Annotated in this window: 16 protein-coding genes; 4 read left to right on the plus strand and 12 right to left on the minus strand. The window is 70.4% G+C overall.

Features of this window, described 5'->3' with window-relative positions; translation table 11 throughout:
• Positions 1-30: 30 nt before the first annotated feature.
• Positions 31-663, minus strand: a complete 633-nt coding sequence (locus ABGI63_RS02210; RefSeq protein WP_349740825.1) for a LysE family transporter — start codon at positions 661-663, stop codon at positions 31-33.
• A gap of 204 nt (positions 664-867) precedes the next feature.
• Between ABGI63_RS02210 and radA the strand changes: the two genes are divergently transcribed.
• Positions 868-2,244 carry a DNA repair protein RadA gene (radA, locus tag ABGI63_RS02215; RefSeq protein WP_349740826.1) on the plus strand — a complete coding sequence of 459 codons (1,377 nt, stop codon included), beginning with the start codon at positions 868-870 and terminating at the stop codon, positions 2,242-2,244.
• Here radA and ABGI63_RS02220 read toward each other — a convergent pair.
• The 4 genes from ABGI63_RS02220 to ABGI63_RS02235 form a co-directional block, all read right to left on the minus strand.
• Entirely contained in the window at positions 2,231-4,207 is a 1,977-nt protein-coding gene (locus tag ABGI63_RS02220) for a sensor domain-containing diguanylate cyclase (RefSeq protein WP_349740827.1), read from the minus strand. The genes radA and ABGI63_RS02220 overlap by 14 nt on opposite strands.
• A gap of 17 nt (positions 4,208-4,224) precedes the next feature.
• Positions 4,225-4,986 (minus strand): substrate-binding periplasmic protein, encoded by a 762-nt coding sequence (locus ABGI63_RS02225; RefSeq protein ID WP_349740828.1) that lies wholly within the window; start codon positions 4,984-4,986, stop codon positions 4,225-4,227.
• An 82-nt stretch (positions 4,987-5,068) separates the two neighbouring features.
• Positions 5,069-5,587, minus strand: a complete 519-nt coding sequence (locus ABGI63_RS02230; protein WP_349740829.1) for an SRPBCC family protein — start codon at positions 5,585-5,587, stop codon at positions 5,069-5,071.
• Position 5,588: 1 nt separating this feature from the next.
• On the minus strand, positions 5,589-6,185 hold the full coding sequence (locus ABGI63_RS02235) for a 3-hydroxyanthranilate 3,4-dioxygenase (RefSeq protein WP_349740830.1): 597 nt from the start codon (positions 6,183-6,185) through the stop codon (positions 5,589-5,591).
• A gap of 33 nt (positions 6,186-6,218) precedes the next feature.
• Here ABGI63_RS02235 and ABGI63_RS02240 point away from each other — a divergent pair, with 33 nt between their 5' ends.
• On the plus strand, positions 6,219-7,202 hold the full coding sequence (locus ABGI63_RS02240) for a LysR family transcriptional regulator (protein ID WP_349740831.1): 984 nt from the start codon (positions 6,219-6,221) through the stop codon (positions 7,200-7,202).
• On the opposite strand, the gene ABGI63_RS02245 is transcribed toward ABGI63_RS02240, so the two are convergent.
• From ABGI63_RS02245 to ABGI63_RS02265, 5 genes are read right to left on the minus strand one after another with little or no spacing between them, the layout of a single operon-like run.
• Positions 7,171-7,962, minus strand: a complete 792-nt coding sequence (locus ABGI63_RS02245; RefSeq protein WP_349740832.1) for an aspartate dehydrogenase — start codon at positions 7,960-7,962, stop codon at positions 7,171-7,173. The genes ABGI63_RS02240 and ABGI63_RS02245 overlap by 32 nt on opposite strands.
• A gap of 17 nt (positions 7,963-7,979) precedes the next feature.
• Positions 7,980-8,789 (minus strand): FAD binding domain-containing protein, encoded by an 810-nt coding sequence (locus ABGI63_RS02250; RefSeq protein ID WP_349740833.1) that lies wholly within the window; start codon positions 8,787-8,789, stop codon positions 7,980-7,982.
• Positions 8,782-9,264: a (2Fe-2S)-binding protein gene (locus ABGI63_RS02255; RefSeq protein WP_349740834.1), complete on the minus strand. Its 483-nt coding sequence runs from the start codon at positions 9,262-9,264 to the stop codon at positions 8,782-8,784. The genes ABGI63_RS02250 and ABGI63_RS02255 overlap by 8 nt, the downstream gene beginning before the upstream one ends.
• 5 nt (positions 9,265-9,269) lie before the next feature.
• Complete coding sequence (locus ABGI63_RS02260) at positions 9,270-10,229, minus strand: dihydrodipicolinate synthase family protein (protein WP_349740835.1); 960 nt, start codon at positions 10,227-10,229, stop codon at positions 9,270-9,272.
• Positions 10,226-12,382 (minus strand): xanthine dehydrogenase family protein molybdopterin-binding subunit, encoded by a 2,157-nt coding sequence (locus tag ABGI63_RS02265; RefSeq protein ID WP_349740836.1) that lies wholly within the window; start codon positions 12,380-12,382, stop codon positions 10,226-10,228. Before ABGI63_RS02265 ends, ABGI63_RS02260 begins: the two co-directional genes overlap by 4 nt.
• A 182-nt stretch (positions 12,383-12,564) precedes the next feature.
• Between ABGI63_RS02265 and ABGI63_RS02270 the strand changes: the two genes are divergently transcribed.
• Positions 12,565-13,692, plus strand: a complete 1,128-nt coding sequence (locus ABGI63_RS02270) for a porin (RefSeq protein WP_349740837.1) — start codon at positions 12,565-12,567, stop codon at positions 13,690-13,692.
• Positions 13,693-13,718: 26 nt separating this feature from the next.
• Here ABGI63_RS02270 and ABGI63_RS02275 read toward each other — a convergent pair whose 3' ends face one another.
• On the minus strand, positions 13,719-14,468 hold the full coding sequence (locus ABGI63_RS02275) for a GntR family transcriptional regulator (RefSeq protein WP_349740838.1): 750 nt from the start codon (positions 14,466-14,468) through the stop codon (positions 13,719-13,721).
• 209 nt (positions 14,469-14,677) lie between these two features.
• Between ABGI63_RS02275 and ABGI63_RS02280 the strand changes: the two genes are divergently transcribed.
• A complete protein-coding gene (locus tag ABGI63_RS02280) occupies positions 14,678-15,151 on the plus strand; it encodes a VOC family protein (RefSeq protein ID WP_349740839.1) in 474 nt (157 codons plus the stop codon).
• A 2-nt stretch (positions 15,152-15,153) separates the two neighbouring features.
• On the opposite strand, the gene ABGI63_RS02285 is transcribed toward ABGI63_RS02280, so the two are convergent.
• Positions 15,154-15,930, minus strand: coding sequence for a hypothetical protein (locus tag ABGI63_RS02285; protein ID WP_349740840.1), 777 nt, complete (start codon positions 15,928-15,930; stop codon positions 15,154-15,156).
• Positions 15,931-15,945: the final 15 nt, after the last annotated feature.

Consider the following 15,945-nt stretch of genomic DNA (forward strand, 5'->3'; position numbering starts at 1 on the left):
CGGCCCGCCTTCAAAGATAGGGGAAGGGGTTCAAGCCACGCGCTTGAAGGTTGCCAACAAGGCGCCGGCGGCGATGAAGAGCGAGCCGAAGGTCTTGTTGAGCAGCTTCAGATGGGCTTCGGAGCGCAGCGCCGCCAGCACCTTGGCGGCCAGCACCGTGTAGCCGGCCATCACGACCAGGTCGGTGAAGCACAGCGTCGCGGCGATCACCAGGTATTGCGGCGCCAGACTGCGGCCCAGATCCAGGAACTGCGGCACGACGGCGAGCAGAAAGACCGTGCCCTTGGGATTCACCGCATTGATGGCCCAGCCACGCAGCACCAGGCGGCCGCGCGTCGTCACTGCGGCGCCCTCGGCATCGGCCGCCACCATGGGCTTGGCCGGCGCGCGCCATTGCTGCACGCCCAGAAACACCAGATAAGCCACGCCCAGCCATTTGACGATGGCAAAGCCCATCGACGAGGCCGCGATCAGCGCGCCCAGGCCGGCGCCGACGACGACGATCTGGGTCAGGATGCCCAGCACCAGGCCGAAGGTCATGAAGTAGCCGCGTTTGAAGCCATGGTTCAGCCCCGCGCTCATCGCCGCGATCGCCCCCGCACCGGGCGACAGGCTGATCGCCCAGGACGCCGCAAAAAAAGCCAGCCACACCGACAAGTCCATCACCACTGCTCCTGAACGCAAGACGGCGGGCTCATCGCCCGCCGCAGGCAAGCTTTGTAGCACGGGCGGGCCCGCAAGCGTTGTCGCGGGCTTTAGCGTCGTGCGGCAAACGAGCGCAAACCGGGCCAATCTTCCATCGCTTGGAAGATCTGCAGGCCCGCGCCTGGCGGCCAGACGGCCTCAAGCGCCAGCGACAATCCCCCCATGGCCAAAGACAAAACCATCTTCACCTGCTCCGACTGCGGCGGCACCAGCGCCAAATGGCTGGGCAAATGCCCGGCTTGCGGGGCCTGGAATACCTTGATCGAAGGCCCGGCCGAAATCGGCGGCAGCGGCGGCAAGAACCGCTTCCAGGCCCTGGCCAAGAGCCAGCCGGTGGCCACGCTCAGCGAGATCGAGGCCAGCGACTTCGAGCGCACCCCCACCGGCCAGGAGGAGCTGGACCGGGTGCTGGGCGGCGGCATCGTGGCCGGCGGCGTGGTGCTGATCGGCGGCGACCCGGGCATCGGCAAGTCCACCCTGCTGCTGCAGGCGATCGACGATCTGTCGACCCGGTTGCCGGTGCTGTATGTCACCGGTGAGGAATCCGGAGCCCAGATCGCGATGCGCTCGCGCCGGCTGGGCCTGGCCGGCGCCAAGGTGCGGGTGCTGGCCGAGATCAGCCTGGAGAAGATACTGGCGACCATCGAGGTCGAGCAGCCGGCGTTCTGCGTGATCGATTCGATCCAGACCGTCTACTCCGAGCACCTCAGCTCGGCGCCCGGCTCGGTGGCCCAGGTGCGCGAATGCGCGGCCCATCTGACCCGCACGGCCAAGGCCAGCGGCTGCGCGATGGTGCTGGTGGGCCATGTCACCAAGGAGGGCGCGCTGGCCGGGCCGCGGGTGCTGGAGCACATCGTCGACACGGTGCTGTATTTCGAGGGCGACACCCACAGCAGCTTCCGCCTGGTGCGCGCGATCAAGAACCGCTTCGGCGCGGTCAACGAGATCGGCGTGTTCGCGATGACGGACAAGGGGCTCAAGGGCGTGGCCAACCCCAGCGCGATCTTTCTGTCCACCCATGGCGAGCCGGTGCCGGGCAGCTGCGTGCTGGTGACGCTGGAGGGCACCAGGCCCATGCTGGTCGAGCTGCAGGCCCTGGTCGACAGCGGCGGGCCGAGCCCGCGACGCCTGAGCGTCGGCCTGGACCGTGACCGGCTGGCAATGCTGCTGGCCGTCTTGCACCGCCATGCCGGCGTCGCGACCATGGACCAGGATGTGTTCGTCAACGCGGTCGGCGGCGTGCGCATCAGCGAGCCGGCGGCCGATCTGGCCGTGCTCCTGGCGATCCAGAGCTCGCTGCGCGGGCGGCCGCTGCCCAAGGGCTTCATCGCCTTTGGCGAGGTCGGGCTGGCCGGCGAGGTGCGGCCGGCGCCGCGCGGCCAGGAGCGGCTCAAGGAGGCGGCCAAGCTGGGCTTCAGCGTCGCCGTCGTGCCCAAGGCCAATATGCCAAAGGGATCGCCGAAGAAGGATCTCGAGGGGCTGACCGTGCATGCGGTCGAGCGCATCGAGGACGCGATGGATCTGGTCAGGGGGCTTTGAACTCGCCCGGCGAGCGGGCCTCGCCGCCCATCAGGCGCCGGCCGGCGCGCTTGTTGCGGTACATCGAGTCGTCGGCCGCCTTGGTCAGGCTCAGTTCGTCCTGACCGTCCTCGGGGTAAAGCGCCAGGCCCAGCGAGCAGGTGATCTCGATGTGCAGGCCGTTCAGCTCCATCGGCAGCGCCACCTGGTTGAAGATCTTGTCGGCCACCAGCTGGGCGGTCTCACGCGTCACCGGGCCGGTCAGCAGCACGACGAACTCGTCGCCGCCGATGCGGCCCACCGTGTCGGTCTCGCGCACCGAGCTCTTGATGCGGCGCGCCACGGTCTGCAGCAGCTGGTCGCCCACCGCATGGCCGAACTGGTCATTGATGGGTTTGAAGCGGTCCAGGTCCAGCAGGATCAGGCCCAGGTTCTCGTTGTAGCGGCGCGAATTGGCCAGCGCGAAATGCATGCGCTCGTCGAAATGGGCGCGATTGGCCAGCTCGGTCAGCGGGTCGTGCAGGGCCATGAAGCGCAGCCGCTCCTCGGACTGGCGGCGCGCATTGATGTCGGACAGCGTGCCGATGATGCGCAGCGGCCGGCCCTGCTCGCCGCGCTCGACCACGGTGGCGCGCGCCAGCACCCAGTTCCAGCCGCCGCTGCCACCGGCCACCCGGTACTCGCTGACCAGGCTGGGGCTGTGCCCATCCAGGCAGCGCTGCAGCTCGGACTGCAGGCGCGGCAGATCCTCGGGATGGGTGCAGGCCAGCAGCTGCGACAGATTCGGCTCGCCCTGGCCGGGCCGCAGCCCCATGATGGTCTTCCAGCGCGCCGAGCTGCTGATGCTGCCGTCGGCGGTGTGCAGATCCCAGACGCCGTCGCCGGCGCCTTCCAGCGCGAAGGCCCAGCGCTGCTCGCTCTCGCGCAGCGCCCGGGTCATGCGTTCGGCCAACGCCAGCGCGCGGCCCCGCGAGGTGGCCAGCAACCAGGCCAGCAACGACAGCAGCCCCGACAGGCCGGCGCCGGCCAGCAAGACGGCTTCGGTGCCGAGCGCGCCGCGCAGGCTGGCAAAACGCGGCTGGGCCTGCAGGCTCACCGTCCAGGTGTGGCCGCCCACCACCAGAAACTCCTGGGCCTGCAGCAGCGGCCGGACGGGCTCGTCCGCGCTCGCCAGCACCGAGCGGTACAGCAGCCGGTCCGCGGCCAGCTCCTGGCCGTCGTACAGCGTCAGCCGCAGGCCGGGCGGCAGCTCGCCGTAGAGGCTGGCCATCAGCTCCTGCACCAGCACCGGCGCCACCACCCAGCCGCGCAGCCGCTCGCGCCGCTGCGTCACCGAGACCGGCGGCTCATTGCCGCGGTAGATCGGCAAGGCCATCAGGAAGCCGGCCGGGTTGCCGGTCTGCGGGCCAGGCAGGGCCAGCTTGGTCGACAGCGCCAGCCGGCCGGAGTCGCGCGCCGCCTCCAGCACCTCGGCCAGCAGCGGCTCGGCCAGCAGATCACGCCCCAACATCAGCTGGTTGCGCGCGACGCCGGGCTCGATCTGCACCACCGGGGCATGGCGCGGGCGCTGGCCCTCGGGCCAAACCCGGAAGGCCTCGTTGCCGGCCAGGCGCTGCTGGCGCAGCAGCTCGGGCAGCTCGGTGGCATCGACCAGCAAGGCCAGGCCCAGGCCCTGCAGCCCGGCATAGTCAGCCCCCAGCGGCAAGGCATCGACATAGCGGCGCAGCGCTGCCGCATCGGTCTGCGGATAGGCCTCAACAAAACCGCGCAGCCCCTGCAGCAGATGCTCATGGGCCGCCATGCGCTGCTCGACGCGCTGACCGACATCGCGCAGGCTGGCATCGAAGGCGGCGCGCAGCTGCCGCTCCTCGTGGCGGCACTGCTGCTGCCAGACCAGCAGACTCAGGCCCAGGCCAGCGGCCAGCACCAGCCACGGCAAGCCGCGCCAGCGCAAACCCATGGCCTGTGGACCGATTGTGCTCAAGGTGTGGACCCTCGATGTCAGAACCGAACCATAGCCCTTGCCAGCTCGGCTTTGAAATATTTCTCAAATATGCGCTGCACCGAGCCGTCGCGCCGCATCTCGTCGACCAGGGCCCGCCAGTGGCCCTGCTCGGCCTCGGACAGGCTGGCGCGCGACATGATCAGCCCGTGCGGCACCGGTGGATCGCCGAATTCGATGATCTGGCTCAGCTCGCGGATGCGCTCCGACTCCAGCGTCGGGTAGTCGAAGGGCTCGACGATCATGGCCTGGATCTGATTGGCCTGCAAGGCCTTGAACAGCGGCGCCAGGCCTGCGGACAGGGTCAGGCCTTGCCGGGCATCGACCAGATCGACCAGGCGATTCGCACTGGCGCTGTAGCGGAAGCTGCGGATCACGCCCAGCTTCAGCCGGGGGTTGCGCTCGAAGTCCTCCAGCCGCGCGACCTGGGCATCGCGGCGCACCAGCAGGTAGTACTTGTTGGAGAAATACCAGGCGAAGGCGGCAAATTTCTCGCGTTCGGCGTTGCTGATGCCCGACAGGCTGAAGTCCAGCGCGCCCGATTCGATCAGCTGCCAGATGCGTGCGCGTGGCAGCAGCGAGACATGGAAGCGGCAGCCGCTGCGCCGCGCCAGCTCGTCGGCGATGTCCTTGTCTATGCCTTCGCCGGTCTCGGCCGAATAGAGCAGGCCGTGGTCATGCAGGGCCAGGCTCAGCGGGCGCGAACAGTCGGGCCCGGCCTGCGCCAGGCCCAGGCAGCCGGCCAGCACGAGCAGCAGCATCCAGCGCTTTTTCTGACGATACACAACGGCCTCCCGCCGCAGCCCAGACGGGGCCAAGAATACGGCAAGCCGGGTTACCGGCCTAGAACAGCCGGCCGCGCAGCCAGCGCAACAAACGGGCCCACAGTCCGATGCTGGTGGGCGCAGGGATCGCGACCGGCGCCGCCAGCTGGGCCTCGAAGCGGCCGAAGAACTCGCCGATGATCTTCTGCGCGGCGGCCTCGATCACGCGCGAGCCGATCTGGGCCAGCTTGCCGCCGATCTGCACCTGGGCCTCGTAGCTGAGCAGGGTCTGGTCCGGGCCTTGCGGCGTCAGCCGCACGCTGGCCGTGCCCTTGCTGAAGCCGGCCGGGCCGGCCTGGCCCTCGAAGCTGAGCCGGTAGCCGTACGGCGCCTCGATGTCAGCAAAGCTGAGGCGGCCGGTGAAGCGCGCCCGCACCGGGCCCAGCGCTGCGGCGACCACGGCCTCCAGCTGCTCGGGCGCGCTGCGCCGCAGACTCTCACAGCCGGGGATGCTGGCCTGCAGCACCGCATCGTCGTTCAGCGCCGCCCAGGCCGCGGCCTGGCCGCAGCGCAGCAGTTTCTCGTTCTTGATCAGCATCTCAGGGCAGGTCCTTGGAAAGGGGCACGGCGGCGTGGCCATGCGTGGCGGCCAGCACCGCATGCCAGTCACGCCAGGCGCGGCCGGGGTGGGTTTCGCCGCAGCCCGGGCAGCGGCGCTGCTCGGCCGGGGTGTCGTAGAAGGCCTGGTAGACCATGGGCAAGTCCTTGACGATGCTTTGCAGCTGCACTTCGCGGCGCAGCACCAGGCTGCCGCAATGGGCGCAGGTCCACTCGAAAGCGTCGATCACGCCCTCGGCGCGCTGGCGCTCGATCACCAGGCAGACGCTGCCGGCCTCGGGTCGCTGCGGCGAGTGGCGCACATGGGGCGGCAGCAGAAAGATGTCGCCCTCGCGCAGATCGACGCGCTGGTACTGGCCGCGCTCCCACAGCAGCAGATGGGCCGTGCCCTTGAGCTGGTAGAAGAACTCCTCCTGCGGGTCGTCGTGGAAATCGGTGCGCTGGTTAGGGCCGCCGACCACGGTGCAGATGAAATCGGCGTCCTGCCAGATCTGCTGATTGCCCACCGGGGGCTTCAGCTCGGCCGCGTGCGCGGCGATCCAGCGCTGCAGATTCAGCGGGGGTCCAAATTTAAGCATTTAGAAAAGTCTCCATCTATGATCCGGCCGCCCATGTCGAACGACCTTCCCAACTCGGCCGCCCACAAGCTGCGGCCCGCCAATGTGTCGCTGAAGCAGCTGCGCGGCTTTGCCGCCGTCGCACGCGAGGGCAGTTTCACCCGCGCGGCCCAGCAGCTGTTCCTGAGCCAGTCGGCGCTGTCGGCCTTGATACGCGCGCTGGAGGCCGAGCTGGGCCTGCGCCTCTTGGACCGCACGACGCGCCGGCTGGAGCTGACCGAGGCCGGCCACGAGCTGGTGCCCACCGTCGAGCGGGTGCTGGCCGACCTCGACCACGCCGCCCATGACCTGCGCGCGGTGGCCGAGGCGCGCCGCGGCCGGGTGCGCCTGGGCACGACGCCGCTGCTGGCCGCCAGCATGATGCCCGAGCTGATGCAGAGCTTCCAGGCCGCCCATCCCGGCATCGCGCTGAGCCTGCTGGACGCCAGCGCCGACCAGCTGGTCGGCCAGCTGCGCCTGGGCGAGCTGGACCTGGCGCTGGCCACCTTCGACGACGCGGCCGAGCCCGATCTGCAGTTCGAGCCGCTGCTGGCCGATCCCATGGTGCTGGTCTGCGCCGCCGGCCACGCGCTGGCCGGCGCCAGGCAGCTGCGCTGGGCCGATCTGCTGGACCAGCCGCTGCTCTTGATCAAGCCCGGCAGCGGGCTGCGCGCCCTGGTCGAGCAGAGCTTTGCGCCGCTGGGCGGCTGCCCGCGGCCGGCCCAGGAAGTGGCCCATATCAGCACCGCGATGGCGATGGCCGCCGCCGGCCTGGGTGTGGCCATCCTGCCGGCCTATGCGCTGAAGGCCGGTGGCGCGGCGCCGCAGGGTCTGGTCGGCGTGCCGCTGATCGAGCCGCAGGTGCTGCGCCAGCTGAGCCTGGCGCAGCTGAAGCAGCGCTCGCTGTCGCCTGCGGCGCGCGCCATGGTCGAGCATCTGAGGACGCATCTGCAGGCTCCGGTCGCGGTCAAACGCTCACGGCGGCGCGCCGCGCCATGATGGTGCGCAGCGCCGAGTAAGGCGTCACCAGCGAGGTCTTGGGGTTGTCGGGCGAGGGCAGGTTCTGCACCTGCAGGCTGATACGGCCGACCCGGCTGTGCGCCTCGATCTCATGCACATTGCCGCTGGCCTGCGGGTCGGCGATCAGCTCGACCCGGGTCTGATCCAGGCCCAGCGTGCACAGGGCCAGGGTGGCGGCCACATTGGCATTCTTCGGATACTGGCGCGCCGCCTCGCGGGCCGTGCCGCGGAAGAACACAGTCGGCTCGCGCACCGCAGCCAGGTCCAGCAAGGCCTCGGCCGGCGTGTCGCGCCAGGCCTGCGGCGGCTTGCGCGAGCGGTAGCAGACGCTGTCCAGACCGGCCAGCCGCGCCGCCTGCAGCCAGTCCAGCCCGGCCAGCGCGCCCGAGGGCAGCAAGACCTGACGCCCCTCGGCGCCGGCCTTGCGCTGCAGCGCCTCCAGCAGGGCCGCGTCGGACAGCGCGCCGACCGAGACGATCAAGAGATCGGCCCCGGCCTCCAGGCAGGCCTCGCCATGGCTGCGCACCGCCTCGTGGCCGGCGGCCTCGACCACCAGCTGCGAGCCCAGGGCCAGCAGCGCTTCGATCTCGGTCAGCACCGGCACGGCCAGGCCCGCGCCCTCCTCCGCATGGCGGCACAGCACGCCCACCAGCTCGACCCCGGCGGCCGGCCCCAGGGCCAGCAGCTCGGCGGCGATCACGCGGCCTATCGCCCCGTGGCCGATCAGGGCCACTCTCATTGCTTTGTTGTCTTGCGTCACCTTGCCATCTCCAGGGCTTGATGCACCACACGGCGGGCCAGCACGGCCGCCAGATGGGCGCGGTAGTCGGAGCCGGCATGCAGATCGCCGGCCATCAGGTCTTGATCGACGCGCAAGCCCTGCAGCGCGGCCGGCTCGAAGCGGCGCGCCAGCGCGGCCTCGAAGGCCGGCAGGCGCTGCACGCCCTGGGTCGTGCCGCTGACGGCGACGCGCACCGCGCCATCGTCCAGCTGGGCCACGGCCACGCCCACCAGCGCGAAGCGCGAGGCCGGCTGCTCGATCTTCAGATAGGCAAAACGCCGCGGCCGGCGCAGGCCCAGGCCGCACAGCAGCTCGTCCGGCGCCAGCGCGGTGCCGAAGAAGCCGGTGAAGAAATCATCGGCGGCGAGCTCGCGCCGGTCGGTCACAAAGCCCGCGTCCAGCGCCAGCAGCCCGGCCGGCCAGCAGGCGGCCGGATCGGCATTGGCCACCGAGCCGCCCACCGTGCCCATCGCCCGCACCTGGGCATCGGCGATATGGCCGGCCAGGGTGGCAAGACCCGGCACCCAGGCGCGCAGCGCTGCCGACGCGGCCAGCTCGCGATGGGTCTGCATCGCGCCCAGCTGCAAGCGGCCGCCCTGCTCGCGGCTCTCGCGCAGCGCCGCGATGCCGCCCAGGTCGATCAGCCGCGCCGGCGCCATCAGGCCCAGCTTCATCGCCGCCAAGAGGCTTTGCCCGCCGGCCAGCAGCTTGGCATCGACGCCGTCGCGCAGCAGGGCCAGCACCTCGGCCACCGAGCCGGGACGGCAGTACTCGAAGTCATGCATGGCCCGCACCCTCGCGCATCACCGTCAGGCCCTCGCAGACCGCAGAGACGATGCCCTCGTAGCCGGTGCAGCGGCACAGATTGCCGGCCAGCGCCGCGCTGACGGGGCCGGGCTCGGCCGGCACGTCCTCCTGCGCCATCGCGCAGGCCCGCATCAGCATGCCCGGCGTGCAGAAGCCGCATTGCAGGCCATGGTGCTTGGAGAAAGCCCGTTGCAAGGGATGCCAGCCACCCGCAGGCGCCAGGCCCTCGACCGTCTGCACCGCAGCGCCGGCCGCCTGCAAGGCCAGCAAATTGCAGGCCTTGACCGCGCGGCCGTCCAGCAGCACGGTGCAGGCCCCGCACTGCGCGGTGTCGCAGCCGCGATGGCTGCCGCTCAGGCCCAGCCGCTCGCGCAGCAGGTCCAGCAGCAAGGTATTGGCCGGCAGGTCCAGGTCCTGCGCCTGGCCGTTGACGGTGAGCGTGAGGCGCGGCATCGCGCTCAGTCCAGCTTCAGGCCGCTGAGGGCGAACTGCTCCCGGATCCGGGCCTTCTCGGCCTCGGTCAGCGGCAAGAGCGGCCGGCGCACCGGTCCGCCGACGCGGCCCAGCAGCTCCAGCCAGTATTTGCTGTGCGCCTGCGGCTTGCCCTTGGGCTTGCAGGCCTTGAAGGCCTGGCGCGCCGACTCCAGGCTGTCGCGCACCACCCTGGCTTCCTTGAACCTGCCCTCGAAGGCCAGGCGGGTGTAATCGTTGATGCGCTGGTCGGCGCCGGTCTGCAGCAGCAGGGGCGGGGTCGAGCACAGGTACAGGCGCCAGCCCAGCTCCTCGATATTGTCCAGCCACTCCTCCTCCGAGGCGGTGCTGACCTGGATCTGGTCGCCGACCAGGCGGCTCAGCTCCACATACATCTCGCGCGGCACGCTGTACTTGATCGCGACGATATTGGGCAGCTGGGCGATGCGGGCGCAGAGCTCGGGGCTCATCAGGTAGCCGCAATCGGGGTGGTTCCACATCGCGATGCCGATGTCCAGCTGCTCGCTGATATGGCGGTAGTACTCGTAGATGGTCTCGTCGGTATCGGCGCCGAAATGCAGCACCGGGCTGTGCACGACGATCCAGTCGGCCCCCACCGCCTGGGCATGGCGGCCCAGCGCCAGCACCGTGTCCAGATTGGTGTCGGAGCAGGACATCACAGTGCGCGAACCCAGGGCTGCGGCCTCCTCGGCGGCGATCTCGAAGCTGCGCTTGCGCTCGGCCAGCGACATAGCGAAGAATTCGCCCTGCTTGCCGCAGACGAACAGCCCGCCGAGCTTCAGCCCCCCCATCCAGTGGCGCAGATTGGCGCGGAACCCCTCTTCGTCGACGGCGCCGCTGGCATCGAAAGGTGTCAGGGTCGCGGCCCAGACGCCGTTGAAATGCGCCTTGGCATAGGCCTTGGCGTCCTGCTTGCTGTAGTTCATCGCTTGCTTTCCGTGTTGTCTTGTTGAAGGGCCCGCCACAGGCGCTCGGCCGTCAGCGGAAAGTCGAGTTGCGGGCGGCCGCCCAGCGGCCGCAGCGCGTCATGCGCGGCGTTCAGCAGCGCGGCCGGCGCGCCGATGCAGCCGGCCTCGCCGACCCCCTTGGCACCCAGCGCATTGGCGGCGCTGCGGGTAGGCAGGCTGGCGAGCCGCAGGCGCGCCGGCATGTCGTCGGCGCGCGGCAGCGCGTAGTCCATCAGCGAGCCGCTCAGAAGCTGCCCCTGCTCGTCATAGACCAGGCGCTCCATCAGGCCCTGGCCCAGGCCCTGGGCCAGGCCGCCGATCAGCTGTCCATGGACCAGGGCCGGCGCGACCACCTGGCCGGCATCGTCGACCCAGACCAGGTCCTCGATGCGGGGCTGGCCGGTCTCGCGATCGATGGCCAGCGCCAGCATCACGCAGCCGGCCGCCCAGGCCTCGTGCGCGACCTCGTGCACCAGATCCACCGTGTGCGGCAATGCCGCGCCAGCGGCCAGCTCGGCACGCAGCTGCTGGGCCGCCTTCAGCACCGCGCTGCCGCCGATGGCCGTGCTGCGGCTGGCCAGCGCACCGATGCCCACCGGGCAGGCGGCGGTGTCGCCATGGACCACCGTGATATCGGCGCTCGCGCAGCCCAGCGCCTCGGCGGCGATCAGCGCATAGCTGGTCTCGCGGCCCTGGCCCTGGGCCGTGGCGCCGGTGGCCAGCAGATAGCGGCCATCGGCCCGGGCCGTCAGGCGCACGCTCTCGAAGCCCTGGCCGCAGGGCTCGACATAGAGGGCGATGCCCAGGCCCAGCAGCTCGCCGGCCGCGCGGCGGCGCGCCTGCTCGGCGCGGCGCTCTTCGTAGCCGAACAGCTCGGCGGCGCGGCGCAGCAGGGCCGGCAGATCGCAAGCATCGAGGCGCTGGCCATTGGGCCAGTCGGTGGGCAGCTGCTGCGGCGCCCAGCAGTTGCGCAGGCGCAGCGCCAGCGGGTCCAGGCCCGCACCGGCGGCGGCCTCGTCGATCAGCCGCTCCATCAGGATGGCCGCCTCGGGCCGGCCGGCACCGCGGTAGATGCCCACCGCGGCGGCGTTCGACAAGCGGCCCTCGCCCCGCACCGCCTGCACCGGCACGCGGTAGGGCCCGGGCAGGATGCGACAGGCATTGCGCAGCGGCGCGGCCGCGCTATAGGGCAGCCAGTGGCCCAGCGCAAAGCGCAGATCGGCCTGCAGCGCGGCGAGGTGGCCGTCGGCGTCCAGCCACAGCCGGCCCTGCAGCCGCGCGGCCCGGCCATGGGTGGCCGACAGCAGGTCCTCGCCACGGGTGGACTGCCACAGCAGCGGCCGGCCCAGCCGGCGCGCGGCCCAGGCCAGCATCAGGTCTTCCGGGAACACCGAGGCCTTGCCGCCGAAAGCGCCGCCGACATCGGGCGCCACGACGCGCACCTGCTCCAGCGCCAGGCCCAGCGCCAGCGCCAGGTCCTCGCGGGCGCGGCTGGGGGTCTGGGTCGACAGCCAGGCCTGCAGGCCCCGGCCGTCCCAGCTCAGGAGCGCGGCGCGCGGCTCCATCGGCGCCGGTGCGACCCGGGGCAAGGCGATCTGCGCCTCGGCCGCTGGCGGGCTCTCGGGCAGGCGGCCCACGGCGAACTCGCTGCGCAGCGCGACGTTGTCGGGCAGGCCGGGATAGAGGGCGGGCGCGCCTTCGCTCTGGTGGTCCAGAACCGGGGCCAGGTCTTGATAGTCGGCCCAGACCAGATCGGCCGCCGCCTGGGCCTGGGCCCGGCTCTCGGCCAGCACCAGGGCCACGGGCGCACCGACCGCCAGCACCCGGTCGGCCGGCACCAGCTCGGCCTCGGGCAGGGTCATGCCGGCCAGCAGGCGGTTGACGCGGGGCTGGCGCAGGCCGGCGAAATCGGCCGGGCCCAGCACCGCCAGCACGCCCGGCTGGGCCCGCGCCTCGGCCATCTCCAGGCCCAGCAGCCGCGCATGGGCATGGGGGCTGCGCACAAAGACCGCGTGGGCTTGGCCGGGCAGGCGGATATCGCCGACAAAACGCCCGCGCCCGCTCAGCAGGGCCGGGTCTTCGACGCGCAGAAAGCCGGCGGCGTCGGGGTTGGCGGCTTGTTCGGTAGGCATGGGGGCGATTGGACACAGGGCCGAGCAGCAAGACAAACGCAAAATATTTGTTGATTCAGTGGTTTTGTTTCTGGATCGATTGCAGCACCGGAACGCAAAGGAGTTCGGATAATTTGGATACTTAATAAGTATTGTGTATACATGACATCATTGAAGCATCCCATCACAACGAGGCCGATGTCATGAAGAAGACTGTTCCGACCCCCGCGTCGCGCAAGACCAGCCGGCTGGCCGCACTGTTGGCTGTGGCCACGCTGGGCGCTGGCGGCGCCGCCTTGGCCCAGGCCGAGGGCAGCGCGGTCAGCATCTACGGCTTTCTGAAGGTGGATGCCGAGATCGTCAGCGGCGGCAGCAACGGCAGCCTGAAGCGCCTGGCCAACAATCTCTCGGTGCTGGGCTTTCGCGCCCGCGAGGATCTGGGCGGCGGCCTCAGCGTCTGGGCCCAGATCGAGACCAATGTGCGGGCCGACACCGGCGAGGGCCCCTGGGGCGGCCGCAACACCGGCATCGGGCTGAAGGGCAGCCTGGGCGAGCTGGTGCTGGGCCAATGGGAGACGCCGCTGCGCTTTGTCTCGATCTATGCGGTCGACCCCTTCACGGCCGGCATCTTTGCCTCCAACAGCCTGATAGGCAACGGCTTCGCGACCGCGGCCAATGGCGCGGCGGCCGCCTCCTTCGACCGCCGCCAGCCCAATCTGATCCAGTACTGGAGCCCCAGCATCCAGGGCTTCAGCGCCCGGCTGGCCTGGGCGCCCAGCGAGGAGAAGACCGACAAGACCGCGCCCGAGCTGTTCTCAGGCCTGCTCAGCTACAGCCAGGGCCCCCTCTATGCCGCCTATGGCTACGAGCTGCATCGCGAGTATTTCGGCCCCGGCAGCGCCGACAGCGCCCACCGCGTCGGCATCGCCTATTCATTCGGACCGACGCGGCTGCGCGGCAGCTGGGAGCGGCTGCGCTACGAGCCGGCGCCGGGCCAGCAACTCAGCCGCTCGGCCTGGCAGCTGGCCCTGACCCACCAGCTCGGCGCCAGCGGCAGCCTGCGCGCCTCCTATGTGCGGGCCGGGCGCTCCAGCGGCAATGCCAGCGCGGCCATCGGCGGCATCGCGCGGCCGGGCAGCGACTCGGGCGCCAGCCAGGTGTCGCTGGGCTATGGCCACACCCTGTCCAAGCGCACCGAACTGTGGGCCGCCTACACCCGCATCAGCAACGGCGCCGACGCCCTCTACAACCTGTCGGCCAACAGCCTGGCCGGGCTGCAGGCCGGCCAGGATCCGCAGGGCCTGGGCCTGGGCATCACGCACCGCTTCTGAGGGCGGTGCCGATGCCTGGTGGCGGCTCAGGCGGCGGTCTTGCGCGGCCGGCCGCGCGTCGCGGCCTTGGCGGCCGGCTTGGCGGTAGCGGCACGGCGCGGGCGCGCGGCCGGCGCTGCCGCCGCCTCGCCGGCCTGCTGCTCGCGCAGCAGCTCCAGCACATTGATGGAGAGACGGGCCGTGTGGTTGCGCATCGCCTCGTAGGAGGCCTCGGCGTTCGACGCGACGATGGCCGCGATCACCGCCTGGTGCTCGTCGTGCGAGACGGTCAGCCGGCGTTCGACCTTTTTCTGCGCGGCACGGAACGGCGCCAGCCGCTCGCGCAGGCTGTCGAGCACGCCGGTCAGCGTGCGGTTCTGCGCGCCGGCGCCGATCAGCTGGTGGAACTGGTGGTTCAGCTCCAGATAGCCGGCCTCGTCGCCGCGCGCCACGCAGTCCTCGCTCTGCTGCTGCAGCATCTGCAGCTGCTTCTTCTGCACCGCGCTCATGCGCTCGGCGCTGATGCGGCAGCACAGCGCCTCCAGCTCCACCATGGCCTCCAGCATGTCGGACAGATCGCTCAGCCCGATGCTGCGCACGATGCCGCCCTTGCGCGGCTGCAGATCGATCAGGCCGCGCGCGGCCAGCTCGCGCAGCGCCTCGCGGATCGGCGTGCGCGAGACCTGGAAGCGCTCGGCCAGCACCAGCTCCTCGAGCTTCTGGCCCGGCGGCAGTTTGCCGCTGACGATGTCCTCGGTCAGGCTGCGGCAGATGGCGGCGGATGCGTTGTTGGCCATGCGTGATCAATCCCCGGGTGCGGGCTGCGCCAGCCCTTGTTCGTAGCGCCAGGCCAGGCGCGCGCGCAAGACCTGGCCCCGGCGATTTTAGCTGCGCCAGACACAAGACAGCCTTGTTTTGCGCTTATTGAATACACATTAATTATCATGTATACATATAATCTTGATCACCCGAACCACTGACTTACCCATCCACAGGAGACCCTCTCATGGCTAATGGCAAGCTGCGCCACATCGCGATCTCGGTGCCCGACCCCTGGGCCGTCGCACCCTTCTACATCGAGTCCTTCGGCCTGAAGAAGGTCGGCGAGACCGATTCCTCGCTGGCCCGCGGCATTTATCTGAGCGACGGCACCGTGACGATCGCGCTGCTGAAGTACAAGACCGACGAGGCCGCCGGCGAGCGCGGCCGCGACTATGTGGGCCTGCACCACATCGGCTTCTGGGTCGACGAGATCAAGCAGGCCCGCGCCGAGTGCGAGGCCGCCGGCGGCACTTACTACATGGGCGAGGTGCCGGTGAAGGGCAACAGCTTCTACGAGGTCAAGTACCGCGACCCGAACGGCGTCATCATCGACCTGACCGACCACGGCTGGGGCGGCGCCTCCAAGGACGGCGGCGCCCAGCCCGACGGCCCGGCGCTGCGGCATCCGGAATTGAAGGCCGAGCGCAGCGGGCTCTGAGCTCAGCTGCGAACCTCCAGATCGAAGGCCAGCAGCTTCCACTGGCCTTGTTCCAGCACATAGCGCTGCTCGAAGTCCACACGGCTTTTCTGCAGCTGGTAGTGCCCGGGCAGCACCAGCACGCCCTGGGCGTCGACGCGCGCGGCCTCGATCTGGGGCTCGTGTTTGTTCAGCACGGTCAGGTCGCCGATGTCGAACAGCGGGCGGTAGGCCTCGTCGAGCTTGGCGACGCTGAACTGCCGCTGCCACGTTTGCGAGATATTGCGGTGAAAACGCGCCATGCTGCGCTCGCGGGTCGAGACGGTGAACTCGTGCATCGCCAGCTTGACCATCTCGGCCTTGGCGCGCTCATCGGGCAAGGCGGGCTGCGGGGTCGTGGCGTCGGCGATGCCGGCCGGGTCGCGCCCGATGGCCTGGATGCGCCAGGCATCGCCTTCCTTGACCAGCGTGATGCTGACCGGGATGGTGGCGCCGCTCGCCGCCTCCAGCGTGCCGCGCAGCTCACCGCGCGCGCCGCTGACCTTGCGCTCCGACCAGCTGGTGCCGGCAATATCGTTCATGCCTTGGCCGCGCAGCTGGCGCGTCAGGCCTTCTTCACCGAGGCTGTCGCGCAGCTCGCGGGCCAGCAGCGCGCGTGCGCCGGCCATGTCCTGCTGGCGTGCGGCGCTGAAGAACTGGTCGGCAGTGCCGGCCAGGCCGGCGGTCAGATAGAGGCCGGCGCCAACCGCCACGGCGGCCAGGCCCAGCAGGGCGACGGCGATCTTTTTCCAGGGTTTCATGGCAAGACTCCTTGC

Origin of the sequence: Roseateles cavernae (genome assembly GCF_040187885.1) — a bacterium.
GTDB classification, from domain to species: Bacteria; Pseudomonadota; Gammaproteobacteria; order Burkholderiales; family Burkholderiaceae_C; genus Roseateles_E; species Roseateles_E cavernae.

What these genes read in the sequence shown, in the direction of transcription:
- ABGI63_RS02210 (WP_349740825.1), bottom strand. Translation starts at nt 663, where the DNA reads ATGGACTTGTCGGTGTGGCTGGCTTTTTTTGCGGCGTCCTGGGCGATC.
- radA (WP_349740826.1), top strand. Translation starts at nt 868, where the DNA reads ATGGCCAAAGACAAAACCATCTTCACCTGCTCCGACTGCGGCGGCACC.
- ABGI63_RS02225 (WP_349740828.1), bottom strand. Translation starts at nt 4,986, where the DNA reads ATGCTGCTGCTCGTGCTGGCCGGCTGCCTGGGCCTGGCGCAGGCCGGG.
- ABGI63_RS02230 (WP_349740829.1), bottom strand. Translation starts at nt 5,587, where the DNA reads ATGCTGATCAAGAACGAGAAACTGCTGCGCTGCGGCCAGGCCGCGGCC.
- ABGI63_RS02235 (WP_349740830.1), bottom strand. Translation starts at nt 6,185, where the DNA reads ATGCTTAAATTTGGACCCCCGCTGAATCTGCAGCGCTGGATCGCCGCG.
- ABGI63_RS02240 (WP_349740831.1), top strand. Translation starts at nt 6,219, where the DNA reads ATGTCGAACGACCTTCCCAACTCGGCCGCCCACAAGCTGCGGCCCGCC.
- ABGI63_RS02245 (WP_349740832.1), bottom strand. Translation starts at nt 7,962, where the DNA reads ATGAGAGTGGCCCTGATCGGCCACGGGGCGATAGGCCGCGTGATCGCC.
- ABGI63_RS02250 (WP_349740833.1), bottom strand. Translation starts at nt 8,789, where the DNA reads ATGCATGACTTCGAGTACTGCCGTCCCGGCTCGGTGGCCGAGGTGCTG.
- ABGI63_RS02255 (WP_349740834.1), bottom strand. Translation starts at nt 9,264, where the DNA reads ATGCCGCGCCTCACGCTCACCGTCAACGGCCAGGCGCAGGACCTGGAC.
- ABGI63_RS02260 (WP_349740835.1), bottom strand. Translation starts at nt 10,229, where the DNA reads ATGAACTACAGCAAGCAGGACGCCAAGGCCTATGCCAAGGCGCATTTC.
- ABGI63_RS02265 (WP_349740836.1), bottom strand. Translation starts at nt 12,382, where the DNA reads ATGCCTACCGAACAAGCCGCCAACCCCGACGCCGCCGGCTTTCTGCGC.
- ABGI63_RS02270 (WP_349740837.1), top strand. Translation starts at nt 12,565, where the DNA reads ATGAAGAAGACTGTTCCGACCCCCGCGTCGCGCAAGACCAGCCGGCTG.
- ABGI63_RS02275 (WP_349740838.1), bottom strand. Translation starts at nt 14,468, where the DNA reads ATGGCCAACAACGCATCCGCCGCCATCTGCCGCAGCCTGACCGAGGAC.
- ABGI63_RS02280 (WP_349740839.1), top strand. Translation starts at nt 14,678, where the DNA reads ATGGCTAATGGCAAGCTGCGCCACATCGCGATCTCGGTGCCCGACCCC.
- ABGI63_RS02285 (WP_349740840.1), bottom strand. Translation starts at nt 15,930, where the DNA reads ATGAAACCCTGGAAAAAGATCGCCGTCGCCCTGCTGGGCCTGGCCGCC.